Below are 25,043 nucleotides of genomic sequence, written 5' to 3'. Positions count from 1 at the left end.
GCGGCTCCCAGAGGACGAGGTCCCGTCCCGCCCAGGACCATCGACCCTGCCGGAACCCGCCCCGGCCCGTCCCCGTCCCGGCGTGAGGGTGCGGGGCTGTCCGCGTGCGCGTGGAGCCGTCTCTTCCGGGCGGCCTCTGGACACGGCCGCCCGGCGGATGATCAAAATGGTCGCGTCGCCCACTCCGCAACAGCACGGGAGCATCGTTGTCCAGACGCCGCAGGACGGCAGGGCCCTCGGCCCGCGCCGGGGTGACGGGCGCCGCCGCCGGGAAGCCGGCGTGAGGGCCGTCCGCGACCCGCTCACCGGACGGGTGGAGCGGCCGCTGGCCCCGGTCTCCCCGGACCGCCTGGCCGCCGTGGCCGCCGAGCTCCGCGCGCTGGCCCCCGCCTGGGCGGGCCGTCCGCCCTCCCCCGGCGGCCGCGCGGGTGACCCTGGCGTGCCGCGACCGGACGCGGGCTGGGAGCGGCGGGCGCGGGCGCTGGCGCGGTTCGGGGAGGCGGTGGCGCGCGACGAGGAGCTGCTGGCGGCGCTGGTCGCCGACACGGGCCGGGTCGCCGAGTCGCTCCTGGAACGGCAGGCCGTCGCCGGGCTGGTCGCCCGCTGGGTGCGGCAGGCCCCCGCGTCGCTGGCGTCGCCGCCCGAACGGCCGGCGTCCCTTCCGGGACCGCCGGGCGGGCCGAACGTCGTGGTGGCGGGCGACGCGGTGCCGTACGAGCTGGTCGGGGTGATCAGCCCGTGGAACTTCCCGCTGCTGCTCGGCCTCATCGACGCGGTGCCCGCGCTGGCCGCCGGGTGCGCGGTGCTGGTCAAGCCGAGCGAGGTCACCCCCAGGTTCATCGAGCCGCTGGCCCGCCTCGTGCCCGACGAGCTGCCGTTGCGGGTCGTCGAGGGCGACGGCGGGACCGGCGCCGCCCTCATCGACCTGGTGGACGCCGTGGTGTTCACCGGCAGCGTGCCGACCGGGTCACAGGTCGCTCAGGCCGCCGCCCGCGCGTTCGTCCCCGCGTTCCTGGAGCTGGGCGGCAAGGACCCGGCGATCGTGCTGGAGGGCGCCGACCTCGACCGGGCCGCCTCGGCGATCCTGTGGGGCGGCACGGCCAACGCCGGCCAGGCCTGCCAGTCGATCGAGCGGATCTACGTCGCCCGGCCGGTGCACGACGAGTTCCTCGCGCTGCTCGCCCGCAAGGCGGCCGGCGTGCGGCTGACCTGCGAGGGCGGCCCGGTCGGGCCGATCATCGAGCCCCGGCAGGCGGACGTGATCGCCGCCCACCTGGCCGACGCCGCCGCCAGGGGCGCGGTCACGCACACGGGCGGCCTGGTCGAACGGCACGGCGGCGGCCGCTGGTGCCGCCCGACGGTGCTGTCGGACGTGGACCACTCGATGCTCGTCATGACCGAGGAGACGTTCGGCCCCGTCCTGCCCGTCATGGCCGTGGACGGGCCGGACGAGGCGGTGGCCCTGGCCAACGACTCGGCGTACGGGCTGTCGGCGGCGGTCTTCGCCGGTTCGGAGAAGGCGGCGCTGGCCGTGGCGGCCCGGCTGCGGGCCGGCGCGGTCAGCGTGAACGACGCCTCCCTGACGGCTTTCGTGCACGACGGCGAGAAGCACGCGTTCGGGCTGTCCGGGCTCGGCGGTTCCCGCATGGGCGCCGCGTCGATCACGCGTTTCCTGCGCCGCCGGGCGTTCCTGGTCAACCGGTCCACGGCAGCCGACCCGTGGTGGCACACGAGCGAGGAGTGACGGATGGGACTGCGTACGGAGATGCCGTTGCTGGCGCGGCACGAGGGCTCCTGGGCGGGCGAGTACGTGCACCTCGACCGGGACGGCGCGGTGCTCGACCGGCACCGCGTCGAGATGACGTGCGCCATCGTGGGCGACGCCGCCTACCATCAGACCAACCGCTACACCTGGGACGACGGCCGGGTGGAGGTGCACGAGTTCCCGGGCGTCTACCTGGGCGGCGGCCGGTGCGGGTTCGACACCGACCGGCTGCGGGGCGAGTTCTGGGAGGTGGACGCCTCCACCATCTACCTGACCTGGCGGTACAAGGCGGAGGACGAGAACCTGCGGCTGTTCGAGCTGATCGTGCTGAGCGACGACGGCGCGACGCGCAGCAGGGTCTGGCAGTGGCTCAGGGACGGGGTGTGCGTGCGGCGCACCCTGATCGACGAGAGGCGGGTGGGCTGACCGGCGCCGCCGCGCAGTCAGCCACGCCGTCAGCCACGCCGCCAGCCGTGTCGCCGGTGGTGTGGCCGGTGGTGTCCGCCTCCAGTGTCGCCGCGCTCGTCGTCAGGCCGTGTCGTGGCGGGCGCTGCGGTGCCAGCTCAGCAGGCGCCGCTCGACGCCCAGGAAGGCGACGTTCAGCAGCACCCCGAGGACGCCCAGCAGGACGATCCCGGCCCACATGGCGGGGATGTCGAACTGGCTCTGCGCCTCCAGCATCCGGTGCCCGATCCCCTCGGTGCTGCCGTACAGCTCCGAGATCACCATCATGATGAGCGCCAGCGAGACGCTGAGCCGGAGCCCGGCGAAGATCTTCGGCGCGGCGGCGGGCAGGATGATCCGCACCAGGCGCGTCGGCGCGCCGACCCGGAACACCTGGCAGGTCTCCAGGTAGCCGCGGTCCACGGTGCGCCCGCCGTCCATGGCGTTGATCAGCACCGGCCAGACGACGCCGTACACGATCGCCGCCACCTGCATCGGCGTGCCGATCTTGAACAGCAGCAGGAACACCGGCAGCAGCGCCGACGGCGGCACCGAGCGGCCGAAGTGCACCAGCGGCTCGGCGAGTGCCGCGAGCGTCCGGGAGCGACCCAGGGCCAGTCCCAGCACCACTCCGGCCGTCGCGGCCAGCGCCCAGCCGGCGAACAGCCTGCCGAGGCTCGGCAGCAGGTCGTGCACCGCCTCCTCGGTGAGGAACAGGCCGGCGAGCGGGCCGGAGAACCACATCTCGTGCAGCCTGGCCACGATCACGGTCGGCGGCGGGAAGTAGACGGCCTCGGCGCGCCGGGTCGCCACCTCCCACAGCACGGCCGCCACGGGCAGCAGCCAGTACCAGCGCGCCCTGGCGAGGACCCCGCTCACGCCGCCTCCCCGGTCCGGGCCGTGTGCCAGCGGAACAGCCGCCGTTCCCCGGCGGCGAACAGCAGGCTGGCGGCCAGCCCGAGCAGGCCCGACCACACGACGGCGGCGAGCACCCGGTCCGCCCGGTTGGCGCTGCCGGCCTCCACCAGGTAGGCGCCGATGCCGCCCCCGCCGGGGGCGACGATCTCCACGCTGACCGCGACGATGAGGGTGACGCCGACGGCGATCCGCACGCCGGTCGCGATGAACGGCGCGGCGCTGGGCAGCGAGACGCGCAGCGCCACGGACGGCTCGCCGAAGCCGAACCCGCGCAGCGTGTCCTTGGCCAGCGGATCGACGTCCGCCAGCCCGTACAGGGTGTTGATGAGCAGCGGCCAGCAGCAGGTGTAGACGATGAGGGACGTCTTGGCGTCGGCGCTGTCGACGAACACGAACATGGCCAGCGGGATGAGCGACACCGACGGGATCGGACGCAGGAACTCGACCAGCGGCCGCACCGAGCGCTCCACCACCGGCACCGTGCCCAGCAGCAGCCCGGCGGGCACGGCGACGGCGAACGCGATCAGCAGTCCCGCCGCGCAGGCGCTCAGCGTGGCGAGCACGTGCCGGTGGAACCCGCCGTCGGCGGCCAGCTCGGCCGCCGTGGCGAGGACGGTCGAGACGTACGGCAGGACGTCCCGATCGATGATCCCGAGACGCCCCGCGGCCTCGAGGAGGGCGACGAACCCGACGACGCCGGCCGCGCCGAGGGCTCCCCGCCGGAGGGCGGGAGAAGTCATCCGAGCGTGGCCGCGATCTGCTGCGTCACGTCGGGCTTCCTCTTCAGGTAGCCGTAGCCGGCCAGCAGGTCGCCCAGCTTCTGCAGCTTGGCCTTGTCGACCTCCATGGAGTAGACGCCGAGCTTGATCGAGGCGGCCGTGTCGGCGGGGATCTGCGTGTAGGTGGGGATGACCTCGTTGACGGCGCCGCGGTCGCTGCCCGCGATGAGCTGCGCCCTGGCCAGCGCGCGGTGGAAGGCGGCGGCGGTGTTGGGGTTCTTGGTCAGCCACGCCTCGGAGACGCCCCAGCCGTCGACGGGGATGCTCGCGGTCGGGCCGCTCATCGTGTCGATCACCTCGACGGCGCCCAGCTCGCTCTTGGCGGCGGTGAGGAACGGCTCGACGAGCCAGGCTGCGTCCACCTGGCCGGACGACAGCGCGGCGAGCTGGTCGGCGAACGGCACGGCGACGTACTTGGCGTCGGTCGGCGCCAGCCCGGCCTGCTCCAGGTGGGCGTTGGTGACGGTCTGGCCGAGCGCCTTGAGGACGTTGACGGCGATGGTCTTGCCCTTGAGGTCGGCCGCGGTCTTGATGGGTGAGTTCTTGGGGACGACCACGGAGGCCATGCCGGGCGCCGCCTCCTGGCTGTGCTGGAACAGCTTCAGCTTGGCCGCGCCCGAGTCGTTGATCGCCAGCAGCGAGACGTAGCTGGTCAGGAAGGCGTCCATGCTGCCATTCATGATCTTCGGCATGACGGCCTGCGGGGCCTGGATGATCTCGGTCTTGACGGTCAGGCCCTCCTCCCTGAAGAAGCCTCTCTTCTGCGCGATGAACAGCGGAGCCGAGGAGGGTACGGGCACCACGCCGACGGTGAGCGTCGTCTTCTCCAGGGCGCTGCCGCTCCCGCCCGGCTCGGCGGCGCCGGAGGACGTCGAGCCCCCGCCGCAGGCCGCGAGGCCCAGCGCGATCGCGAGCCCGGCGACGCAGGCACGTGCGAACTTCATCGAATCTCCTTGAGTGGGGAGACCTCCGCCGTCAGGCGCAGGGAGGAACCGGGAGGAGGTCGTGCCGGGGATGGGCGAGGAGGCCCATGCTACCGTTCGTGATCTTCGATCTCACGGACGAGGACGCCTCCTCGGCGATTCGCGTTTTCCATGCCGGGCGGTGATCGTACCGACTATCGGCGGCTATTGCCACAATTGCCCTGCTTCGCTGGAGAATGGGCGCTATTCAAACGTTCAAAGCGTCAACTAATGCGTCGGCAGGCATGTGCTATTCCGCAGGGAAAACGCTTCGAGATAGCCACCACACCGGAAATATCACCTTTTATACCGAGCTGCCCCGGTGACTCCGCCGGAGGGCGGGGTCACCGGGGCAGCGGGGTCACCGGGGCGGGGCGGACGGCGCCCTGCTCGCGGGCTCGGTCACACCCGCGCGTCCGTCGGCCGACGTCGTACGGGCTCGGTCACGCCGGGACGTCCGCGCGACGCCTGGCGTTGCCCGCCCACTTCACGAGGTCGCACAGGAACGGCGTGAGCAGGGCGGCGCCGAACGCCATCGCCCATCCCAGCGGCGGGAGCGGCGCCAGGGCGAGGAGCCGGCCGAGCGGCGCCACCAGCGTCACCAGCGCCTGCAGCGCGGCCGCGCCCAGCACGGCGACGAGCACCGCGCGCCCGCGCCACCAGCCCGACTCGAACGTCCAGCGCCGCGCCCTGGCCACGTACGCCAGGGTCAGCCGGGCGAAGACCAGCGCGAGCACCGCCTGCGTCCTGACCTGCTCCTCGCTCCAGCCGAGCCGCCTGGCCACCTCCACCGCCGCGAACACCAGCAGCCCGACGATCAGCGACCGCACGGCGATGCGGGCCAGCACCCGGGCGGTGAGCAGCCCGTCGCGGGCGGGACGGCCGGACATCGGGTCGCCGGGCGCCCTGTCCACGCCGAGGGCGATGGCGGGGATGCCGTCGAGGACGAGGTTGATCCACAGCAGTTGCACCGGCAGCAGCGGGATGACCAGGTCGGGCCAGGCGAACATGCCCACGAGCACGAGGAAGATCTCGGCCAGGTTCCCGGCGAGCAGGTAGCCGATCATGGAGCCGACGTTGTGGTGCAGGCGGCGGCCCTGCCGCACGCCGGTGACGATGGTGCCCAGCTCGCCGTTGGTGACGACCACGGCGGCCGCCTCCCGGGCCACGTCGGTGCCCTCGTCGCCCGCCATGGCCACGCCGACGTCGGCGTGGCGCAGCGCGGGCGCGTCGTTGACGCCGTCACCGGTCATCGCGACGACCTCGCCGCCGTCGCGCAGCGCCTGGACCAGGTCGAGCTTGGTCGCCGGGTCCACGCGGGCCAGCACGCCCGCGGCGCGCAGCCGCTCGGTCCGGTCGCCGCCGTCGAGCCCGGCGCCGGTCACCACGGGCTCGGGTTCGATGCCGACCTCCTCGGCCACCGCACGGGCGGTGTCGGGGTGGTCGCCGGTCACCATGACCACGCGGATGCCGCCCTCGCGGCAGGCGGCCACGGCCTGCCGGGCCGAGGCGCGGATCTCGTCGCTGAGGCCGACGAGCCCGACGGGGCGCAGCCCGGTCGCGTCGAGGTCGTCGGTGTCGCCCTCGGCGAGCGCCAGCACCCGCAGGCCCTTGCCGGCCAGCTCGGCCACCGCGCCCGCCAGCAGGTCGGTCGCCTCGCCTGGGGCGCAGCGCGACAGCACCACCTCGGGCGCGCCCTTCACGGTCAGCACCGGCCCGTCCGTGACGACCGCCATGGACCGGGTGTCGGCGTCGAACGGCCGGGTGGTCAGCCGCGACTCGGCCGAGTCACGCTCCGTCCCGTTGCGGCGGGCGGCCTCGAGAAGGGCCACGTCCACCGCGTCGCCGAGCCCGTCGCGGGCGTCGTTGCAGCGCACCGCGGCCCGCCACAGCCCGGCTCCGGGGACGGCGACGTGGTCGGTGACGGCCAGCCGGCCGGTGGTCAGCGTGCCGGTCTTGTCGGTGGCGATCACGGTGGTGGCGCCGAGCGCCTGGATCGCCGACAGCCGCCGGACGATCACGCCGAGCCGGGCCATGCGCTGCGAGCCGAGCGCCAGGGCCGTGGTGACGGCCGCCGCCATGCTCTCGGGCACCGCCGCGATGGCCAGCGCCACCCCGGCCAGCACCAGGTCGATCGGTTCGATCCCGCCCCTGGCCAGGCCGAGCGCCACCATGACCACGCCGGCCAGGACGGCGAGCACGCCGATGCGCTTGGACACCGTGGCCAGCTCCACCTCCAGCGGCCCCTTGACGTGGCCGTGCAGCGCGGAGGCGATCCGGCCTATCTGCGTGCCGGCGCCGGTGCGCTCCACCAGGGCGACGCCCGAGCCGCGCACCACCATGCTGCCGGAGAACAGCTCGCCGTCGCGGTCGCCCAGCGGCCCGTCGACCGCGCCGTCCGGCCGCTTGCCCGCCGAGCGGGACTCCCCCGTCAGCATGGACTCGTTCACCGCCAGCGAGGCCGCCTCCAGCACCCGGCCGTCCGCGGGCACCCGGTCGCCGGCCGCCACCTCGATCACGTCGCCGGGAACGATCTCGGCGGCCGGCACCCGCCTGACGACGCCGTCGCGGCGGACCTTGGCCATCGGCGCCGTCATGGTCCGCAGGGCGCGCACCGCCTGCTCCGCCTTCATCTCCTGGGTCACGCCGATCACCACGTTCACCAGGAGGATGGCGACGATGGCGATCCCCTCGGCCACCTCGCGCAGCACCAGCAGCGTCACCAGGCCCGCGCCCAGCAACAGGATGGACAGCGGGTCGGCGAGGTGGCGCGCGACCCGGGCGAGCACGGACGGCGGCTTGGGCTCGGGCAGCGCGTTGGGGCCGTGCTCGGCGAGCAGGCGGCCGGCGACTGCGTCGCTCAGCCCGTTCCGGGCGTGCGTGGTGGCATCCATGTCTCAAGTAGATCATTTCGGCCGGTCAGCCGCCTGAGCCGAAGGGCCCCGCGGCCCGGGACCTTAGGCCCGGAGCCGGCCGCGCCGGGCCGCCTCGCGCGAAGTCAAGGACCGGACGGGGCGGCGTGGACGGCGGCCAGGGCCTCCCCCCACCGCCGGGCGCGCTCCAGCTCGCCGGCGGCCGGCCGGCCCTGTGCGCCCGTGACGGAGAAGCTCTGCGCGGGCGCCACCATCCGCACACCGGCGGCGCGCAGGCGGCGGGCCACGGCGCGGGCGGCCGTTCCCGGCATGCGGGGCTTGACCACCCGCGTGTCGAACGCGGCCGAGCCGAGACGGGGCGAGGAGGTTCGCAGGCCGACCAGCCATTCCCGCAGCCCACGCCCCGGCGGGACGAGCGGCCCGCCGGCCTGCCGTACGACGGACTGGCGGGGGGGGCCCCCGCCCATGCCGAAGGCGTGCGTGGGGCCGCCCACCACGAGCAGCGCGACGTCGTCCCCCACGACGGCGGGGGCCGCGGCGACCTCGACGAGCCGCACCTCCATCGTGGAGCCGAGCCCTTCGGCCACCGCCTCCGCGATCCGCCGGGTGTTGCCGGACATCGACTGGTACACCACCAGCGCGTGCATCCCGCCCCCCGTCAGCTCTGCCGCGGCAGGACGGGTTCGAGGCGGAACATCCCGGTGACCAGCTCGCTCGGCATGTCGTGCGGCTGGACCCGTCCCGCCACGGCGGCGAGCACGTCGCGGGCGGTGATGAGCCCGACCAGGCCCTCCTCGCACACCACGGGAACCGCGTCGCATCCGGCGTCGACCATGACGGCCGCGACGCGGACGAGCGGGTCCTCGGGGCCGACCCGGGGCCGGGGCTCACAGCCGAGCAGGGAGCGGACCTTGCGCGACGCCTGCTCGTGCGGGCCGCCGGACCAGGACGCGGCCAGGTCCTCGCGGGACAGGACTCCCAGCACGTGACCGTTGTCGACGATGGGCAGGTGGTGCACCCCGGCACGGCGCATCACCTCCCACGCCATCAGCGGCGACTCCTCCGGCCGCACCGCGACGACGATCCTGCTCATCACCTGCCGGGCGGTCAGCGCTCCGACGCCCGTCGACTCGACGCTCATGGCCGTCCCCTCGTCTCCTCGCCGCCGTCTGCGGGCGGCTGCTCCGCACCGCTCCCGCGCGCCGCCTCGGCGCCGCTCTCCGGCGCCTCGTCGGCGCCCCGGGGCGGCCCCTGCCGACCATCCTCGCGGGGGCGCACCACCGCGACCGGGCACGTCACGTGGTGCAGCACCCCATGGCTGACCGACCCCAGCACGGCCGAGGCGAACCCGCCCCGCCCGTGCGAGCCGACCACCACGAGATCCGCCGACGCCGACGCCTTGACCAGCGCCGACACCGGGTGCTCGGACACCTGCTCATCGACGATCCGCACGTCGGGGTGGCGTTCGCGCCAGGGCACGACCCAGGCGCGGGCCATGCGGACCTCCTCCTCGTACGCCTCCTGCAGCAGATCGCTGTAGGCCGCCGCGTACGGGGAGAACATCGGCATCTGCCAGGCGGTCAGCACGTACAGCTGCGCGTCGCGGGACCGGGCCTGCTCGACGGCGTACTCCATGGCGGCCGTGGAGTGCTCCGACCCGTCGTAGCCGACGACGACCTGGCCGTGCTGCACGACCGAGGGCCCGCGCACGACCACGACCGGCCCGGCGGCGTGCCCGGCCAGGTTGAGCCCCACGGAGCCGAGCAGCATCCCGGCGAACCCGCCCAGCCCCCTGCTGCCCACCACGACGCTCTCGGCGGCCGTCGACTCGCGGATCAGCGCGTCGATGACGCCGCCGGACAGCATCCCGGTGCTCACCTCGACGCCGGGCGCGAGCTCGCGGGCATGATCGGCCGCCGCCTCCAGCGCCCCGGCGCAGTAGTCGGCCGCGGCCTCGCCGGCGGCCATGGTGGCGGCCCACTGCTCGCACACGTGCACGATCCGGAGACCCAGCCCGCGTCGCCGCGCGTCGGCCGCGGCCCACTCCACGGCGGCGGTCGCCGAGACGGACCCGTCCACGCCGACCACGATCCGTCCGCCCATCGCTCATCGCCTCCGCGCTCACGCTCCGGCCGCTTCGCTCTCGCCTTCCAGCGTGCCGGGCGGGCGGGCCGCGCGCCGGTGCAGGAAGTCCCGTGTGCGTGGGCCGTTGGTCCCGACCCGCACACCGCCCAAAGTCAACGATTTGCGAAAATTCGCAATTGCCCAGATAGTATGGTCCGGTCGAGCGAACGAAGCGGAGGCGCGTCGTGCCGGTCCCCCTCTACCAGGCCAAGGCCGAGTTCTTCCGGATGCTGGGGCACCCCGTCCGCATCCGGGTCCTGGAGCTGCTCCAGGACGGCCCCGTCCCGGTGCGTGACCTGCTGGCCGCCATCGACGTCGAGGCGCCCAACCTGTCGCAGCACCTGGCGGTGCTGCGCCGCTCGGGGATCGTGCTGTCCACCCGCGACGGGTCCAACGTGATCTACCAGCTCGCCGGCGGCGACGTGGCCGACCTGATGCGGGCCGCCCGGCGGATCCTGACGGCGATGCTCGACGACCAGAGCGGCCTGCTGGCGGAGCTGCGGGCCTCCGAGGGCCGATCCTCGTGAGCGGGCGGGCGAGCCGGGCGTGGGCCTCGGCGATCTCCCTGCTGCCCGGCCGGGCCGACCTGACGGCGATGCGCCGCCATCCCCGCCGTGACCTGCTGGCCGGCGTGACGGTCGCGATCGTCGCACTGCCCCTGGCCCTGGGCTTCGGCGTCTCCTCCGGGATGGGCGCCGCCGCCGGGCTGGCCACGGCGGTGGTGGCGGGGGCCGTCGCGGCGCTGTTCGGTGGGTCCAACCTGCAGGTGTCGGGCCCGACGGGCGCGATGACGGTCGTGCTGGTGCCGATCGTCGCCCGGTACGGCCCGGGGGGCGTGCTGACGGTGGGGCTGATGGCCGGGGTCATCCTGATCGCGCTGGCCCTCGCCAGGGTCGGGCGGTACATGCGCTACGTGCCGGCGCCGGTCGTGGAGGGGTTCACGCTGGGCATCGCCTGCGTCATCGCCCTGCAACAGGTGCCGTCGGCGCTCGGCGTACCGAAGCCGGAGGGCGACAAGGCCCTCGCCGTCGCCTGGCAGGCCGTGCTCGGCTTCGCCCGCGAGCCGCGCTGGACCGAGGTGGCGCTGGCGGTGACCGTCGCCGCCGTGATGCTGGCGGGTGCCCGGTGGCGGCCCGGCGTCCCGTTCTCGATCATCGCCGTGGTGGCCGCGACCGTGGCGGCGCAGGCGCTGCCCCTCGACGCGGCGGTGATCGGCGCCCTGCCCGCCGGGCTGCCCGCGCCGTCGCTCGCCTTCCTCGACCCGGCCGCGCTCGGGTCGCTGCTGGCTCCGGCCGTCGCGGTGGCCGCACTGGCCGCGCTGGAGTCGCTGCTGTCGGCGTCCGTGGCCGACGGCATGACCGTCGGCGAGCGGCACGACCCCGACCGGGAGCTGTTCGGCCAGGGTCTGGCCAACATCGCCGCGCCGCTGTTCGGCGGCGTGCCGGCGACGGCGGCGATCGCCCGCACGGCGGTGAACGTGCGCACCGGCGCCGCCTCGCGGCTGGCCGCGCTCACCCACGCGGTCGTGCTGGCCGCCATCGTGTTCGCCGCCGCGCCACTGGTCTCCCGCATCCCGCTGGCCGCGCTGGCCGGGGTGCTGCTGGCCACGGCGGTGCGGATGGTGGAGGTGGGCTCGCTGCGCGCGATCGCCCGCGCCACCCGCGCCGACGGCCTGGTGCTGGCGCTGACGGCGGTGGCGACCGTGGCGCTGGACCTGGTCTACGCGGTGATCATCGGCCTGGTCATCGCGGGCGCGCTGGCGCTGCGCGCGGTGGCCCGCCAGGCGCGCCTGGACCAGGTCGACTTCAAGCCCGACCTGCCGGGCGAGCACAGCGACGAGGAGTACGAGCTGCTCACCGAGCACATCGTGGCCTACCGCATCGACGGGCCGCTGTTCTTCGCCGCCGCGCACCGCTTCCTGCTGGAGCTGCTGGAGGTCGCCGACGTGCGGGTGGTCATCCTGCGCCTGTCGCGGGTGACGACGGTCGACGCCACCGGGGCGCTGGTGCTCAAGGACGCGATCGACCGGCTGCGCCGGCGCGGCATCCTGGTCCTGGCCTCCGGTGTCCGGCCCGGGCAGCGGCAGGTGTTCGACTCGGTCGAGGCGCTGGCGGGCCTGGACGGCGAGCACGCCACCACGCCGGAGGCGATCCGCCACGCCCGCGCCCACCTGCAGCACACCGGCATCCTGCCCCGCCACGACGCGCAACCGGCCTGACGCCCCACCGCCACGGGCTCGTCCGTGCCCGTACCGGACGCGCCGGTCCGGGCACGGACGGGCTCAGCCCGCCCAGCCGCGCCGGGCCGGACGCGAGCCCGCGACATCCTCGCGGCTGCGGTAGACGACGTACGGCCGGGTCAGGTAGCCGACCGGCGCGGTGAGCATGTGCACCAGCCGGGTGAACGGCCAGATGGCGAACAGCACCAGGGCGCTCAGCGCGTGCAGCTGGAACAGCAGCGGCGCCTGCGCCATCAGCGCCGGGTCGGGGCCGAAGGAGAAGATCGACCGGAACCAGGGCGAGATGGTGGTGCGGTAGTCGTAGCCGCCGCCGACGATGTTGGCGAGGACGGTGGCCGCCAGGCCGAGCACGATGGTCAGGGCCAGCACGGCGTACATCAGCTTGTCGTTGCGCGTGGTCGCGGTGAAAACCGGGCCCACGGTGCGGCGGCGGTAGATGAGGATCGCCAGCCCGGCGAGCGTGCACACGCCCGCGATCGTGCCGAGCACGACGGCCACCACGTGGTAGGCCTCCTCGCTGACGCCCGCCGCCTCGGTCCACGACTTGGGGATCACCAGTCCGCCGACGTGACCGAGGATCACGACCAGGATGCCGAAGTGGAACAGCGGGCTGCCGATCCGCAGCAGCCGCGACTCGTACATCTGCGACGAGCGCGTGGTCCAGCCGAACTTGTCGTAGCGGTAGCGCCAGACGTGGCCCAGCACGAAGACGGTGAGCGCCACGTACGGGGCGACCACCCACAGCAGCAGGTCCAGTGTGTTCACCGTGCTCCTCCGGCGGTGTAGGGCTCCAGGCCGACCTGCTCCATCGGCGGGCCTTCCTGGGCGAGCTTGAGCGCGGCGGCCCGCTCGCGGTCGGTGGCGGGCGGCAGGGTGGCCAGCACGGCGGCGACCACGTCGGCGTAGGGCGAGTTCTCGGCCTCCAGCGCCCGCTGCAGCGTCTCGACTCCCGCGCGGTGCTCGCGCAGCAGCCGGACGGCCTGCTCGACGCCGCCGCGGGCGGACAGCTCGCACACCACGGCCAGGTGGTCGGGCAGTTCGCCGTCCACCGGCTCGAACCCGGCCGCCCGGAAGGCGTGCTTGAAGCGCAGCAACGCCATGCCGCGCTTCCTGGTGTCGCCGTAGGTGTAGTAGGTCAGGTACGGGCAGCAGCGGCGTTTGAGGTCGAACGTGGCCACGTAGTGCTCGGCCAGCTGCGGCAGCGGGGTGGCGTCGACGTGCGCCAGGAAGGCGCGCAGCCGGGACGCGGCCTCGCCGGTCGGCAGGCTCTCCACGGTCCTGGTGAGCAGCGGGAGCGCCTCGACCAGCCGCTCGTCCGGGTAGCCGAGCAGGACGGAGGCCGTCATGTGGACGGCGCGATCGCTCACTGGTCCTCCTCCTTGCGCTTGGGGAACAGCCCGTCGGGCATCCCCTTGCCGTCCCAGTTGAGCAGGTTGACGCGGCCGGACCGGTCGGCCGGGTCCACCAGGGCGCCGGTCTCCTGCCGGTCCTTCAGCGCGTGGAAGTTCTCCACGGCGACCGGAGCGGGCATGCCGGACGCCTCGCCGAACGGGCCGCCCATGCCGGGCCCGCCCTCGTAGTCGAGGCTGCAGCCGGTCGCCAGCTCCTCCAGCTCCCTGCCCTGCTCGGCGTGGGCCTTGGGGATGACGTACCGCTCGGCGTAGGGCGCCAGGGCGAGCAGCCGGTGCATGCCCTCGATCTGGTCGCCGGTCATGCCCACCGCGTCGGCGATCGACTCGTCGGACTTCTGCCCCAGGTTGAGGCGGCGCATGTAGGAGCGCATGGCGGCCAGCCGGCGCAGCACGGCCTTCACGGGCTCGGGGTCCCCGGCCGTGAACAGCTCGGCCAGGTAGCCGATCGGGATGCGCAGCGCGTCGATCGCGCCGAACAGGTTGCCGGCGTCCTCGCCGTCGTGCCCGGTGTTGGCCAGCACGTCCACCACGGGCGACAGCGGCGGGATGTACCAGACCATCGGCATCGTCCGGTACTCCGGGTGCAGCGGCAGCGCCACGCCGTACTCGAAGATCAGCTTGTGGATCGGCGACTTGCGCGCCGCCTCCAGCCAGTCGTCGGGGATGCCCTCCCTGCGGGCGGCGGCGATCACCTCGGGGTCGTGCGGGTCGAGCAGGACGCTCTTCTGCGCCTCGTACAGGTCCTTCTCGTCGGGCACCGCGGCGGCCTCGGCGACCCGGTCGGCGTCGTAGAGGATCAGCCCGATGTAGCGCAGCCGGCCGACGCACGTCTCGGAGCACACGGTCGGGATGCCGACCTCGACCCGGGGGTAGCAGAAGGTGCACTTCTCGGCCTTGCCGGTGCGGTGGTTAAAGTACACCTTCTTGTACGGGCACCCGGTCACGCACATCCGCCAGCCCCGGCAGCGGTCCTGGTCGACGAGGACGATGCCGTCCTCCGAACGCTTGTACATCGCGCCCGACGGGCAGGAGGCCACGCAGGACGGGTTGAGGCAGTGCTCGCAGATGCGCGGCAGGTAGAACATGAACGCCCGCTCGAACTCCAGCTTCACCTGGCCCGAGAGCTTCTTCAGCACCGGGTCGGCGGGGGCGAGTTCGGGACCGCCCGCCAGGTTGTCGTCCCAGTTGGCGCTCCAGGTGATCTTCGTGTTCTGCCCGGTGATGAGCGACTTGGGCCGGGCCACCGGGGTGTCCTCGGTGGCCGGGGCGGAGAAGAGCCGGTCGTAGTCGTACGTCCAGGGCTCGTAGTAGTCCTGGATGGAGGGCATGAGCGGGTTGGCGAAGATGGTGAACAGCTTGCGCAGCCGCCCACCGGCCTTCAGCCGGAGCCGGCCGCGCTTGTTCAGCTCCCAGCCGCCCCTCCACTTGTCCTGGTCCTGGTAGGTGCGCGGATAGCCCTGGCCGGGACGGGTCTCGACGTTGTTGAACCAGACGTACTCGGTGCCGGAACGGTTGGTCCACGCCTGCTTGCACGTGACCGAGCAGGTGTGGCAGCCGATGCACTTGTCGAGGTTCATCACCATGGCGAGCTGTGCCATGACCCTCATCAGTAGTCCACCTCCTGGGAACGGCGGCGGATCACGGTGACCTCGTCGCGCTGGTTGCCTGTGGGGCCGAGATAGTTGAAGGCGAAGCTGAGCTGGGCGTAGCCGCCGATGAGATGGGTGGGTTTGACCAGCAGCCGGGTGAGCGAGTTGTGGATGCCGCCGCGCCGGCCCGACGCCTCGGTCTTGGGCACGTCCACGACGCGCTCCTGGGCGTGGTACATGTACACGGTGCCCTCGGGCATGCGGTGCGAGACGACCGCGCGGGCCACGACGACGCCGTTGCGGTTGACCGCCTCCACCCAGTCGTTGTCGGCGATCTTCGCCTTGGCGGCGTCGGCCGGGCTCATCCAGATGGTCGGCCCGCCGCGCGACAGCGTCAGCATGAGCAGGTTGTCCTGGTATTCGGAGTGGATCGACCACTTGGAGTGCGGGGTCAGGTAGCGCACGGTGATGCCGGCCTCGCCGCCTTCGCCGATGCCGGGCTCGCCGAACATCGCGGTCATGTTGAGCGGCGGCCGGTAGACCGGCAGCGCCTCGCCCGCCTCGTGCATCCAGTCGTGGTCGAGGTAGAAGTGCTGGCGACCGGTGAGGGTGTGCCAGGGTTTGCGGTGCTCGACGTTGACGGTGAACGCGGAGTAGCGCCGCCCGCCGGTCTCGCTGCCCGACCACTCCGGCGAGGTGATCACCGGGACGGGGCGGGTCTGGGTGTCGGCGAAGGTGATCTGCTTGTGCTCGTCGGCCAGACCGTCGAAGGACGTCCCGGTGCGGCGGGCGAGCGTGGCGAAGCCCTGCGCCGCCAGGTGGCCGTTCGTGGTGCCGGACAGGGCGAGGATCGCCTCGCACATGTTGACGTCGGTGGCCAGCGAGGGCCGGCCGTCGGCGGTGACCCCGTTGATCCGGCCGAGCCGGGCGATCTCGCCCGAGACGTCGTACGTCAGGCCCTTGGTGGTGGCGCCGAGCCGGTCCAGCAGCGGGCCGAGCGCGGCCATCTTGTCGGCGACCGCCCCGTAGTCACGCTCCACCACGACGATCTTCGGGAAGTCGCGGCCGGGCACCGGGGTGTCGCCGGTCTCCCGCCAGTCGCGCACCGCGCCGTGCGGCGTGGCCAGTTCGTCCGGCGTGTCGTGCAGGAGCGGCACGGCCACGACGTCCTTGCGGGTGCCCAGGTGGGTCTTGGCCAGGCGGCTGAAGGAGCGGGCGATGGCGTGGAAGGCGGCGAAGTCGGTGCGGGTCTGCCAGGGCGGGTCGATCGCCGGGGTGAAGGCGTGCACGAACGGGTGCATGTCGGTGGACGACAGGTCGTGCTTCTCGTACCAGGTGGCCGCGGGCAGCACGATGTCGGAGAACAGCGTGGTCGACGTCATGCGGAAGTCCAGCGACAGCAGCAGGTCGAGCTTGCCCCGGGGCGCCTCCTCCGGCCAGGTCAGGCTGTCCGGCCGCTGGTCGGGAGCCGCCTCCTCGGCGCGCACGGCCGAGTCGGTGCCCAGCAGGTGGCGCAGGAAGTACTCGTTGCCCTTGGCCGACGAGCCGAGCAGGTTGGCCCGCCACACGGTCAGCACGCGCGGCCAGTTCCGCGGCGCGTCCGGGTCCTCGCAGGCGAAACCGAGTTCGCCCCGCGCGACCTGTCCGGCCACGTACGGGCCGGGTTCGGCGCCCGCGGCGGCGACCTCGTCGGCCAGGTCCAGCGGGTTGCGGTCGAACGTCGGGTACGACGGCATCCAGCCGAGCCGCGCCGACTGCGACAGCAGGTCGGCCGTGGCCTTCCCGGCGAACGCGCCGTTGGCGAGCGGCGAGGAGACCACGTCGGCCGAGTAGGTGTCGTAGCGCCACTGGTCGGTGTGCAGGTACCAGAAGGCGGTGCCGATCATCTGCCGGGGCGGGCGCGACCAGTCCAGGCCGAAGGCGAGCTGCGCCCAGCCAGTGACCGGCCGGCACTTCTCCTGGCCGACGTAGTGCGCCCAGCCGCCGCCGTTGACGCCCTGGCAGCCGGTCAGCGTGGTCAGCGCCAGGAACGAGCGGTAGATGGTGTCGGAGTGGAACCAGTGGTTCGTCCCCGCACCCATGATGATCATGGACCTGCCGCCGGACTCCTCGGCGTTACGGGCGAACTCGCGGGCGATGCGCGCCGCCGCCGCGGCCGGGACCGACGTGAGCGGCTCCTGCCAGGCCGGCGTGTACGGCTCGTCCGCGTCGTCGTAGCCGGTCGGCCAGCGGCCCGGCAGCCCGTCGCGGGCCACGCCGTACTGGGCGAGCATCAGGTCGTACACGGTGGTGACCAGGTGGCCGCCGACCCGGCGCACCGGGACGCCGCGCTCCAGGACGCCGTCGCCGTGCCCGTCGAAGCGCGGCAGCGCGACCGGCACGGCCTCCGCCCCGAGGGCGGTCAGCAGCGGGTCCACCTCGCCGAGGTCGAGGTTCCAGCGGCCCTGGCCCTCCTCGGAGTAGCGGAAGCCGAGCGACCCGTTCGGCACGACCGGCTCGCCGGTACGCGCGTCCAGCAGCACCGTGGCGAACGCCGCCTCCTTCCCCTCCTGCCCGAGGTCGGCCGCGGTGAGGAACTTGTCGGGCACGAACCCGCCGTCCCGCTCGCGCAGCCGGACCAGGAACGGCAGGTCGGTGAAACGCTTGACGTAGTCGAGGAAGGCGGGCGTGGACCGCTCGACGAAGAACTCCTTGAGGATCACATGCCCCATGGCCATGGCCAGCGCGCCGTCCGTGCCCGGGTGCGGGGCCAGCCACTCGTCGGCGAACTTGGCCGCGTCGTTGTAGTCGGGCGACAGCACCACGACCTTCTGGCCCCGGTAGCGCGCCTCGGCCATGTAGTGGGCGTCGGGCGTGCGGGTGACCGGCACGTTCGAGCCCCACAGCATGAGGTAGGCGGCGTCCCACCAGTCGGCCGACTCCGGCACGTCCGTCTGGTCGCCGAACACCTGCGGCGAGGCCACCGGCAGGTCGGCGTACCAGTCGTAGAACGACAGCATCGACCCGCCGATCAGCGAGACGAACCGGGCGCCCACGGCGTGCGAGGTCATCGACATGGCCGGGATCGGCGAGAAGCCCGCCACCCGGTCCGGGCCGTGGGTCTTGATGGTGTGCACGTGCGCCGCGGCGATGATCTCGGTGGCCTCGTCCCAGGTGACGCGGACCAGCCCGCCCTTGCCGCGGGCGGTCTGGTAGCGGCGCCGCTTGTCCGGGTCCGTGGTGATCTCGGCCCAGGCGGCGACCGGGTCGCCCAGCCGGGTCTTGGCCTCGCGGTACATCTCCACCAGGACGCCCCTGGCGTACGGGAAGCGCACGCGGGTGGGCGAGTAGGTGTACCAGGAGAACGCGGCGCCGCGGGGGCAGCCGCGCGGCTCGTACTCGGGCCGGTCACCGCCCACGCTCGGGTAGTCGGTCTGCTGCGCCTCCCAGGTGATCACGCCGTCCTTGACGTACACCTTCCAGGAGCAGGAACCGGTGCAGTTGACGCCGTGGGTGGAGCGGACGACCTTGTCGTGGCTCCACCGGTCGCGGTAGAACACGTCCCCCTGCCGTCCGCCGATCTGGTGCAGCGTCCGCAGGTCCGGGGAGACCTTGCCGGGCCGCAGGTAGCGGCCGAACTGGAGCAGCGCGTCGCTGAGCGGACCGTCAGTGCTCGCCATGGATGGTGCCTCTTTCTGTCAGGACTGGGTGCGCGCGCTCTGCGCGGGCTGCGGGCGCAGGATGAACCAGGCGTAGACGAACGCGCCGAAGGCCATGGCCGCGAGCAGCATCAGGCCGATGGCGTACGAACCGGTCGCCTGGAAGATCAGGCCCATCACGATGGGCGGCATGAATCCGCCGAGGCCGCCGGCGGCGCCGACCACGCCGGTGGCGCTGCCCACCATCGAGCCGGGCACGCCCCGGCCGAGGATGGCGAAGATCGCGCCGTTGCCGAGGCCGAGCGCGGCGGCCATGGTCAGGAAGCCGACCGTGGCGACCGGCATGCCCGGCGCGAAGGACACGACGATCGCGCAGCCGAAGACCGCGAGCAGCACCCAGCACAGCACCCGCTCGCCGCCGAACCGGTCGGCGAGCCAGCCGCCCACCGGGCGGGCCAGCGTGGCCAGCACCACGAACCCGGCCGCGCGGGCCGCCGCGTCGGCGACGGTCAGCTCGTAGACGGCGCGCAGGTACAGCGGCAGGTAGACACCGAAGGCGACGAAGCCGCCGAAGGTGAGGGCGTACATGCCGGCCAACTCGCGGGTGACGCGCAGCCGCGCGGCGGCGGCGAACCTGGTGGTGAACGAGTCGGTGGGCGCCGTGCGGCCGGGCGCGTCGCGTCCGACGGCGAGGAAGGCGAGCCCGACGAGCACGAGCGCCACGGCGACCGTGTAGAACGGCGCGGGACGGCCGACCTCCTGGGCCAGCCACGGCGTGGCGAAGCCGGAGATGCCGGTGCCGATGTTGCCCATGCCGAAGATGCCGAGGGCCAGGCCCCGCCGCTCCGGCGGGAACCAGGCGTTGACGAACGGCACGCCGATGGCGAACGTCGCGCCTGTCATGCCGAGCAGCAGCCCGCCGGCCAGCAGCAGCGGGTAGCTCTCGGCGAAGGCGAGGAACAGCACGGGGACGGCGCCGAGCATGCTCGTGACGCCGAACACCAGCCGCCCGCCGTAGCGGTCGGTGAGGGCGCCGAGGACCATGCGGCCCAGCGAACCCACGATGACCGGCACGGCGACCAGCACGGACACCGCGAAGGAGCTCAGGCCCAGCAACTCCTTGTAGACGGGCCCGAGCGGGCTCAGAAGCGCCCAGGCCCAGAAGTTGATCGCGAACGCGACCGTGGCGAGAACCAGCGCCACAGTCGCGGAACCCGTGCGTGCGGATGTCGCAGCGGGCGGGACGGGAGCCATCCGAGGTCCTTCCTGCGCAGATTCTGGTTGTGCTCTGCCAGCCTCTTTGATCGCCCCATACCCCAAAAAGGGTCTTTAGTCCTCCCCTGACCGCCCAAAAGGCTCAGTGGTGAGACAGGCGGCGAGCCCGCCTTCGCCCTCCTCGGCTCAGTCCGCGGAGATGCGCCGCCCCGTCATCCGCGCCGGGGCGATCCGGAGGTACTGCCGGCGGTCGCCGCCCGCCCAGGGGCTCACGCCCGAAGCCTGCGCCTCGGCCAGCTCCTCGTCGGTGACGTGGTGCAGCGAGCCCTGCACGAGCACGCTCCAGCCCGTCCGGGTGTCCTCCTCGATCCGGTCGACCTCGAAGGCGACCAGGTACTCGACGCCTTCGAGCCCGGTGCGCAGGTCGGCCTCCATCGCACCGCCGGCGGTGGTGCGGAAGACGACGGCGCCACGGGCCACGCGGTAGTTGACGGGCAGCACGGTCGGCCCGTAGCGGCCGTTGTAGGCGATGCGGCCCACCCCGCCGGGCGAGAGCAGGCGCAGGCACTCCTCCTCGTCCAGCTCGTCCAGGTGCGTGCCGGCCGCCGCGCCGCCCTCGTCACCCGAGGGCGCCTCGCCGAGCAGGTGCGCCGTCGTCGTGTCGAGCGCGGACGCCAGCCTGGTGGCGGCCTCGCGCACCGCGCTCTCGGACTGCTCCTCCAGGTAGCCGACGTACGCCTCCTCCACGCCGGCACGCTCCGCCAGTTGGCCGCGGGTCAGCCCGAGCTTCTCCCGCCGCTCCGCGACGCGGCGTCCGAACCCGCCCAGGTGTCCTGCCAGATATGACATGTAGCACTCCGTCTCCACGGCATCATGACCTTCTTCCGCTCACGGTAGTAGGCGGTCGCCGCGGCACGGAAACCCCGGTTCACTCCAGCTCCGCCAGCCGGGTCCGGGCGGCGTCCAGCTCGGTGCGGAGCTCGGCCAGCTCGCGTTCGAGTTCGAGGATGCGGCGGATGGCGGTGAGGGTCATGCCCTGGTCGGCCATCCGGGTGACGTGCTGGACCGTCATGATGTCGCGCTGGGAGTAGCGCCGCTGGCCGCCGGTGGTGCGGCTGGGGCTGACGACGTCGTGCTGGTCGAGGCGGCGCAGGTAGGCCTGCTGGACCTGCAGCATCTCGGCGACCTGGCCGAGGGAGTAGAGGGGGGCGTGCTCGTCGTGGAAGGGAAGGTGGGCCATCGGTCCTCCTGGGCGGTGGGGGCGGGCGGGTGGACCCGCCCGCCCCCCGCTCGCCTGGATCAGGCCTTGATGGCCTTGGCGTCACCGGTCTGGATCTCGACCTTGCGGGGCTTGGCCCGCTCGAGCACCGGGATGCGGACGAGAAGGACGCCGTTGTGGTAGCCGGCGTCGATCTTGTCACTGTCGAGGTGCTCGGAGAGGTAGACGCGCCGGGTGAACGTGCCCATCGGGCGCTCGCGCACGAAGACGCGCTCGTCGCCGCCGTACTCCTCCTCGCGCCGGGCGCTGACGGTGAGCACGCCGCGGTCGACGGTCACCTCGATGGAGCCGGGGTCGATGCCCGGAAGGTCGAAGCGCAGGACGACGTCGTCGGCGCGCCGCACGCCGTCCATCGGCATGATCGCGGTGCCGCCACCGGCGCCCTGCTGGGCGAGCCGGTTGAACTGCCGCTCGAACTCCTGGACGAACGGGTCGATCGAGGTCAACAGCATCTCGAAGCCTCCTCGCTCTCCTCAGGACCGTTAACCTCTACTTCGATTTGAAGGTTACATCCATCGGAGGTTGGATGCAAGCCGACACTTCCGCGAGATGCGAAAGCCGGCTCGTGCACCCCTGCTGTGCTGGACCGATGCACTCCAGGTAGAAAAGACCTAGGACGACAAGGGAGCGACCGGTGCACGACAACGGTGAGCGCATGCTGGGCGCCCTGATCGCGGCTCACCATCTCGCCACGATCGAGGAACTGCCCGGCCTGGTGGCCGAGCAGGCGCGGCCGCTCGGCTTCACGGACCCCGTCCTGTACGTGGCCGACCTGCAGGAGACGTTCCTCATGCCGCTGCCGGGCCAGCTGCAGCCGGACGGCCGGCCGCCTGAGCGGCTGCGCATCGACGGGACCGTGGCGGGGCGCGCCTTCCGCACCCTCGACCTGGTGCAGACGCGGCACCCCGATGACACGCTCGGCGACGACTCCGGCCAGCCGCCGACGGCGCGGGAGCCGCGGCGCGTGTACCTGCCGTTGCTCGACGGCACCGAACGCATCGGCGTGCTGGCGCTCACCGTGCCCCGCGACGACGAGGGCGTCCGCTGGGACGCCGCCCAGCTGGCCGCCCTCGTCGCGCTGATCCTGGCCAACAAGCGCACCACCAGCGACACCTACGCCCGGCTGGTGCGCGCCCGGCCCATGCAGCTCTCGGCCGAGGTGCTGTGGACACTGCTACCGATCCGCACGTTCGCCACCGAGCGGGTCGTCGTCAGCGCCGCGCTCGAACCGGCCTACCTCGTCGGCGGCGACGCCTTCGACTACGCCAAGACCGGCGGCACCCTGCATCTGTCCATCTTCGACGCGATGGGGCACGACACGGCCGCCGGGCTGACCGCCACGATCGCGATGGGCGCCTGCCGCAACAGCCGCCGCGAGAACCTCGGCCTGCTGGAGACCGGTGAGGCCATCGACGCGGCCATCGTCGAGCTGTTCGGCGGCACCCAGTTCGCGACCGGGGTGCTGGCCGAGCTCGACGTCGCCACCGGCCGGCTGAACTGGGTCAACCGGGGCCACCCCCCGCCGCTGGTGCTGCGTCACGGCCGCCTTGTCGCCGTCCTGGAGACGGAGCCGGACCCGCCGATGGGCTTCGGGATGGCGGCCTACCACCCGCCGGCCCACTACCAGCTCGAACCCGGAGACCGGCTGCTCTTCTACACCGACGGCGTGACCGAGGCGAGGAGCCCCACCGGGGAGGAGTTCGGGCTCGACCGGTTCGCGGACTTCGTGATCCGCCGCGAGGCCGACAACGTGCCCCCGCCCGAGACGCTGCGCCGCCTCGTCCAGACGCTCCTGGAGCACCAGCAGGACCGGCTCCAGGACGACGCCACCGTACTGCTCGTCGAGTGGAAGACCCAGCGCCAGCACCAGCTCATCCTCTGAGGCGCCCGGTCGCCGTCGCCCGGCCGGGCACGGGCGTCCCCCCGGCGGAGGCGACGACGTCGGCGAGCGTGATCTCGCTCAGCAGGCGCTCCTCGTGGTGGCGCAGCGCCGCCCAGATCTCGGCCAGCGGTTCGGCCGCCTTGGGAAAGGGCCGGAGGGCCTGCTCGACCCCTTCGGTGACGCGGACGACGTCGGCGAGCGCGATCTCGCCGGGCGGCCGGGCGAGCCAGTAGCCGCCGTCCGGTCCCCGCCGGCTGCGGACGAGACCGGCCCGGCGGAGCTGCAGGAGGATGTTGTCGCAGAAGCGGCGCGGGATCTCCTGGGAGGCGGCGACGCCTTCCGCGTGCACCGGCCCGTCGGCCATGGCCAGGGCGAGCATCGCGCCGAGTGCGTACTGGGTGCGGGCAGAGATTCTCATGGGCGTCGGAGCACCGTGGGCCCGGCCCGCCGACGCGGGCCGGGCCTGCCGGCGCGGGGGCCTCAGGCGGAGGCCGTCTCCTCCTCCGCGGCCGGGCGGGCGCCGCCGTCGATCGCCTCGACCGTCTCGTGCTCCTTGTCGCGGCGGTACGCGCGGACCGAGTAGGCGACGGCCCCGGCCCAGAGCGCCGCGATGACCAGGTAGGCGACGGTCTGCACGCCGCCGGGGGCGTCGATCCAGTCGCTGCGCAGCAGGGTGCGCACGTTGGTCAGCACGATGACGCCGCCCACGGCCGAGCCGAGGATGCGCGGCGGGATGTGGCGCACCAGCCAGGCCGCGATCGGCGCGGCGATGACGCCGCCCAGCAGCAGGACGGCCACCCAGGCGAAGTCGATGTTCTCCGAGCCGATGCCGACGAAGAAGCCGACGCTGGCGGCGATCGCGACGAGGAACTCGCTGGCGTCGATCGAGCCGATCACCTTGCGCGGCGCGAGCCGCCCGCTGGCCAGGATGGCGGGCGTGCCGACAGGGCCCCAGCCGCCTCCGCCGGTCGCGTCCACGAAGCCGCCCAGCAGGCCGAGCGGGGCGAGGAAGCGCCTGCGCAGCGGCTTGCCGAGGTTGCCGCGCGGCAGCCCGAAGGCGGTGAACCGGACGAGGATGTAGGCGCCGAGCGTGAGCAGGATGAGCGACATGACCGGCGCCGCCACTTCGGTGGACAGGCTCGACAGGAACGTCGCGCCGGCGAACGCGCCGATCGCCCCGGGGATGCCGATCCGGGCGACGACCTTCCAGTCGACGTTGCCGAAGCGCCAGTGGGAGATGCCCGAGGCGAGCGTGGTGCCGATCTCGGCCAGGTGCACGGTGGCCGAGGCAGCGGCCGCGTTGGTGCCGACGGCGAGCAGCAGCGTGGTCGAGGTGACGCCGTAGGCCATGCCCAGGCTGCCGTCGACGAGTTGTGCGGCGAATCCGACCAGTCCGAGCAAGATGAGGGCCCGCACGGCGTCCCCTTTCCAGTTTTACCTACTATATGAGTAGGAATATAGGATTACGTGGTCAGCGCGTCAAGACGCTGTCCGGAACGGCTTCCGGCTGGAGAGCCGCCGCCGGCTCACCCCTCCGGCAGGCGGGGCACGGCGGCGACCAGGTCACGGGTGTAGGGGTGGCGCGGCCGGGCGAACACCTCGCGCACGTCCCCCTCCTCCACCACGCTGCCGTCCTTCATGACCAGCACGCGGTCGGCCAGGTGGCGGACGACGCCCAGGTCGTGCGAGATGAACAGCATCGCCGTGCCGTACTCGGCCTGAAGGTCGGCGAGCAGGTCGAGGACCTGCGCCTGGACGGAGACGTCGAGCGCGGAGACCGGCTCGTCGCACACGAGCACGTCGGGACGCGGGCCGAGAGCCCGCGCGATGGCGACGCGCTGTCGCTGGCCGCCCGACAGCTCGCGCGGGTGCCGCCCGGCCGTCTCCGGCGGCAGTCCGACGCGGGCCAGCAGGTCCAGCACGC

Annotated in this window: 23 protein-coding genes; 5 read left to right on the top strand and 18 right to left on the bottom strand. The window is 73.2% G+C overall.

The genetic code is table 11. The features are described 5' to 3' along the window. Window positions 1-280 precede the first annotated feature (280 nt). Together CXR44_RS09015 and CXR44_RS09010 are read left to right on the top strand one after the other, a co-directional pair. On the top strand, window positions 281-1,744 hold the full coding sequence (locus tag CXR44_RS09015; protein ID WP_219601715.1) for an aldehyde dehydrogenase family protein: 1,464 nt from the start codon (window positions 281-283) through the stop codon (window positions 1,742-1,744). Between the two features lie 3 nt (window positions 1,745-1,747). Continuing rightward, a complete protein-coding gene (locus CXR44_RS09010; protein WP_101784535.1) occupies window positions 1,748-2,191 on the top strand; it encodes a DUF3598 domain-containing protein in 444 nt (147 codons plus the stop codon). Between the two features lie 102 nt (window positions 2,192-2,293). On the opposite strand, the gene CXR44_RS09005 is transcribed toward CXR44_RS09010, so the two are convergent. From CXR44_RS09005 to CXR44_RS08975, 7 genes are all read right to left on the bottom strand, one after another. Further along, window positions 2,294-3,088, bottom strand: coding sequence for an ABC transporter permease (locus tag CXR44_RS09005; protein WP_101784533.1), 795 nt, complete (start codon window positions 3,086-3,088; stop codon window positions 2,294-2,296). After that, window positions 3,085-3,867 (bottom strand): ABC transporter permease, encoded by a 783-nt coding sequence (locus tag CXR44_RS09000; RefSeq protein WP_101784531.1) that lies wholly within the window; start codon window positions 3,865-3,867, stop codon window positions 3,085-3,087. Before CXR44_RS09000 ends, CXR44_RS09005 begins: the two co-directional genes overlap by 4 nt. After that, on the bottom strand, window positions 3,864-4,850 hold the full coding sequence (locus tag CXR44_RS08995; RefSeq protein WP_101784529.1) for an ABC transporter substrate-binding protein: 987 nt from the start codon (window positions 4,848-4,850) through the stop codon (window positions 3,864-3,866). The genes CXR44_RS09000 and CXR44_RS08995 overlap by 4 nt, the downstream gene beginning before the upstream one ends. A 461-nt stretch (window positions 4,851-5,311) precedes the next feature. Next, complete coding sequence (locus CXR44_RS08990; RefSeq protein ID WP_101784527.1) at window positions 5,312-7,762, bottom strand: cation-translocating P-type ATPase; 2,451 nt, start codon at window positions 7,760-7,762, stop codon at window positions 5,312-5,314. A 104-nt stretch (window positions 7,763-7,866) separates the two neighbouring features. Further along, the gene (locus CXR44_RS08985) at window positions 7,867-8,388 is read right to left on the bottom strand and encodes a flavodoxin family protein (protein WP_101784525.1); all 522 of its coding nucleotides are present in this window, start codon (window positions 8,386-8,388) and stop codon (window positions 7,867-7,869) included. Window positions 8,389-8,399: 11 nt separating this feature from the next. Then, window positions 8,400-8,882, bottom strand: coding sequence for a CBS domain-containing protein (locus CXR44_RS08980; protein WP_101784523.1), 483 nt, complete (start codon window positions 8,880-8,882; stop codon window positions 8,400-8,402). Further along, window positions 8,879-9,844, bottom strand: coding sequence for a universal stress protein (locus CXR44_RS08975; protein WP_101784521.1), 966 nt, complete (start codon window positions 9,842-9,844; stop codon window positions 8,879-8,881). The genes CXR44_RS08980 and CXR44_RS08975 overlap by 4 nt, the downstream gene beginning before the upstream one ends. A 206-nt stretch (window positions 9,845-10,050) precedes the next feature. Between CXR44_RS08975 and CXR44_RS08970 the strand changes: the two genes are divergently transcribed. Then, window positions 10,051-10,392 carry an ArsR/SmtB family transcription factor gene (locus CXR44_RS08970; protein ID WP_101784519.1) on the top strand — a complete coding sequence of 114 codons (342 nt, stop codon included), beginning with the start codon at window positions 10,051-10,053 and terminating at the stop codon, window positions 10,390-10,392. Window positions 10,393-10,460: 68 nt separating this feature from the next. Continuing rightward, window positions 10,461-12,083 carry a SulP family inorganic anion transporter gene (locus tag CXR44_RS08965; protein ID WP_101785320.1) on the top strand — a complete coding sequence of 541 codons (1,623 nt, stop codon included), beginning with the start codon at window positions 10,461-10,463 and terminating at the stop codon, window positions 12,081-12,083. Window positions 12,084-12,146: 63 nt separating this feature from the next. Here CXR44_RS08965 and narI read toward each other — a convergent pair whose 3' ends face one another. The 8 genes from narI to CXR44_RS08925 form a co-directional block, all read right to left on the bottom strand. Then, complete coding sequence (gene narI / locus CXR44_RS08960) at window positions 12,147-12,869, bottom strand: respiratory nitrate reductase subunit gamma (RefSeq protein ID WP_101784517.1); 723 nt, start codon at window positions 12,867-12,869, stop codon at window positions 12,147-12,149. Continuing rightward, window positions 12,866-13,471, bottom strand: coding sequence for a nitrate reductase molybdenum cofactor assembly chaperone (gene narJ / locus CXR44_RS08955; protein WP_245899000.1), 606 nt, complete (start codon window positions 13,469-13,471; stop codon window positions 12,866-12,868). The genes narI and narJ overlap by 4 nt, the downstream gene beginning before the upstream one ends. Beyond that, window positions 13,468-15,123, bottom strand: coding sequence for a nitrate reductase subunit beta (gene narH, locus CXR44_RS08950; protein WP_101784515.1), 1,656 nt, complete (start codon window positions 15,121-15,123; stop codon window positions 13,468-13,470). The genes narJ and narH overlap by 4 nt, the downstream gene beginning before the upstream one ends. Next, window positions 15,123-18,764: a nitrate reductase subunit alpha gene (locus CXR44_RS08945; RefSeq protein WP_101784513.1), complete on the bottom strand. Its 3,642-nt coding sequence runs from the start codon at window positions 18,762-18,764 to the stop codon at window positions 15,123-15,125. The genes narH and CXR44_RS08945 overlap by 1 nt, the downstream gene beginning before the upstream one ends. Window positions 18,765-18,782: 18 nt before the next feature. After that, complete coding sequence (locus CXR44_RS08940) at window positions 18,783-19,946, bottom strand: MFS transporter (RefSeq protein ID WP_245898998.1); 1,164 nt, start codon at window positions 19,944-19,946, stop codon at window positions 18,783-18,785. Between the two features lie 198 nt (window positions 19,947-20,144). Next, window positions 20,145-20,807: a helix-turn-helix domain-containing protein gene (locus CXR44_RS08935; protein WP_101785316.1), complete on the bottom strand. Its 663-nt coding sequence runs from the start codon at window positions 20,805-20,807 to the stop codon at window positions 20,145-20,147. 79 nt (window positions 20,808-20,886) lie between these two features. Continuing rightward, window positions 20,887-21,198 (bottom strand): helix-turn-helix domain-containing protein, encoded by a 312-nt coding sequence (locus CXR44_RS08930; RefSeq protein ID WP_101784509.1) that lies wholly within the window; start codon window positions 21,196-21,198, stop codon window positions 20,887-20,889. Between the two features lie 59 nt (window positions 21,199-21,257). Continuing rightward, complete coding sequence (locus tag CXR44_RS08925) at window positions 21,258-21,689, bottom strand: Hsp20/alpha crystallin family protein (protein ID WP_101784507.1); 432 nt, start codon at window positions 21,687-21,689, stop codon at window positions 21,258-21,260. A 182-nt stretch (window positions 21,690-21,871) separates the two neighbouring features. Here CXR44_RS08925 and CXR44_RS08920 point away from each other — a divergent pair, with 182 nt between their 5' ends. Then, window positions 21,872-23,119, top strand: a complete 1,248-nt coding sequence (locus CXR44_RS08920) for a PP2C family protein-serine/threonine phosphatase (protein WP_245898997.1) — start codon at window positions 21,872-21,874, stop codon at window positions 23,117-23,119. Here the strand turns inward: CXR44_RS08920 and CXR44_RS08915 are convergent. The 3 genes from CXR44_RS08915 to CXR44_RS40730 form a co-directional block, all read right to left on the bottom strand. Continuing rightward, window positions 23,109-23,537, bottom strand: a complete 429-nt coding sequence (locus tag CXR44_RS08915) for an RrF2 family transcriptional regulator (protein WP_101784505.1) — start codon at window positions 23,535-23,537, stop codon at window positions 23,109-23,111. The two genes, CXR44_RS08920 and CXR44_RS08915, sit on opposite strands and share 11 nt — an antisense overlap. A gap of 62 nt (window positions 23,538-23,599) precedes the next feature. After that, window positions 23,600-24,535 (bottom strand): sulfite exporter TauE/SafE family protein, encoded by a 936-nt coding sequence (locus CXR44_RS08910; protein ID WP_101784503.1) that lies wholly within the window; start codon window positions 24,533-24,535, stop codon window positions 23,600-23,602. 110 nt (window positions 24,536-24,645) lie between these two features. After that, window positions 24,646-25,043 (bottom strand): ATP-binding cassette domain-containing protein (locus CXR44_RS40730; RefSeq protein WP_245898995.1); only part of this gene is annotated, 398 nt, incomplete at its 5' end.

The organism is Nonomuraea indica (genome assembly GCF_002850745.1).
In the GTDB taxonomy this organism is placed as follows: domain Bacteria; phylum Actinomycetota; class Actinomycetes; order Streptosporangiales; family Streptosporangiaceae; genus Nonomuraea; species Nonomuraea indica.
Note: the sequence above shows the minus strand (reverse complement) of the source record. Positions and strands in the feature narration are given on the sequence as shown.

What these genes read in the sequence shown, in the direction of transcription:
- CXR44_RS09010 (WP_101784535.1), top strand. Translation starts at nt 1,748, where the DNA reads ATGGGACTGCGTACGGAGATGCCGTTGCTGGCGCGGCACGAGGGCTCC.
- CXR44_RS09000 (WP_101784531.1), bottom strand. Translation starts at nt 3,867, where the DNA reads ATGACTTCTCCCGCCCTCCGGCGGGGAGCCCTCGGCGCGGCCGGCGTC.
- CXR44_RS08995 (WP_101784529.1), bottom strand. Translation starts at nt 4,850, where the DNA reads ATGAAGTTCGCACGTGCCTGCGTCGCCGGGCTCGCGATCGCGCTGGGC.
- CXR44_RS08990 (WP_101784527.1), bottom strand. Translation starts at nt 7,762, where the DNA reads ATGGATGCCACCACGCACGCCCGGAACGGGCTGAGCGACGCAGTCGCC.
- CXR44_RS08985 (WP_101784525.1), bottom strand. Translation starts at nt 8,388, where the DNA reads ATGCACGCGCTGGTGGTGTACCAGTCGATGTCCGGCAACACCCGGCGG.
- CXR44_RS08980 (WP_101784523.1), bottom strand. Translation starts at nt 8,882, where the DNA reads ATGAGCGTCGAGTCGACGGGCGTCGGAGCGCTGACCGCCCGGCAGGTG.
- CXR44_RS08975 (WP_101784521.1), bottom strand. Translation starts at nt 9,844, where the DNA reads ATGGGCGGACGGATCGTGGTCGGCGTGGACGGGTCCGTCTCGGCGACC.
- CXR44_RS08965 (WP_101785320.1), top strand. Translation starts at nt 10,461, where the DNA reads ATGCGCCGCCATCCCCGCCGTGACCTGCTGGCCGGCGTGACGGTCGCG.
- narH (WP_101784515.1), bottom strand. Translation starts at nt 15,123, where the DNA reads ATGAGGGTCATGGCACAGCTCGCCATGGTGATGAACCTCGACAAGTGC.
- CXR44_RS08945 (WP_101784513.1), bottom strand. Translation starts at nt 18,764, where the DNA reads ATGGCGAGCACTGACGGTCCGCTCAGCGACGCGCTGCTCCAGTTCGGC.
- CXR44_RS08935 (WP_101785316.1), bottom strand. Translation starts at nt 20,807, where the DNA reads ATGTCATATCTGGCAGGACACCTGGGCGGGTTCGGACGCCGCGTCGCG.
- CXR44_RS08930 (WP_101784509.1), bottom strand. Translation starts at nt 21,198, where the DNA reads ATGGCCCACCTTCCCTTCCACGACGAGCACGCCCCCCTCTACTCCCTC.
- CXR44_RS08925 (WP_101784507.1), bottom strand. Translation starts at nt 21,689, where the DNA reads ATGCTGTTGACCTCGATCGACCCGTTCGTCCAGGAGTTCGAGCGGCAG.
- CXR44_RS08915 (WP_101784505.1), bottom strand. Translation starts at nt 23,537, where the DNA reads ATGAGAATCTCTGCCCGCACCCAGTACGCACTCGGCGCGATGCTCGCC.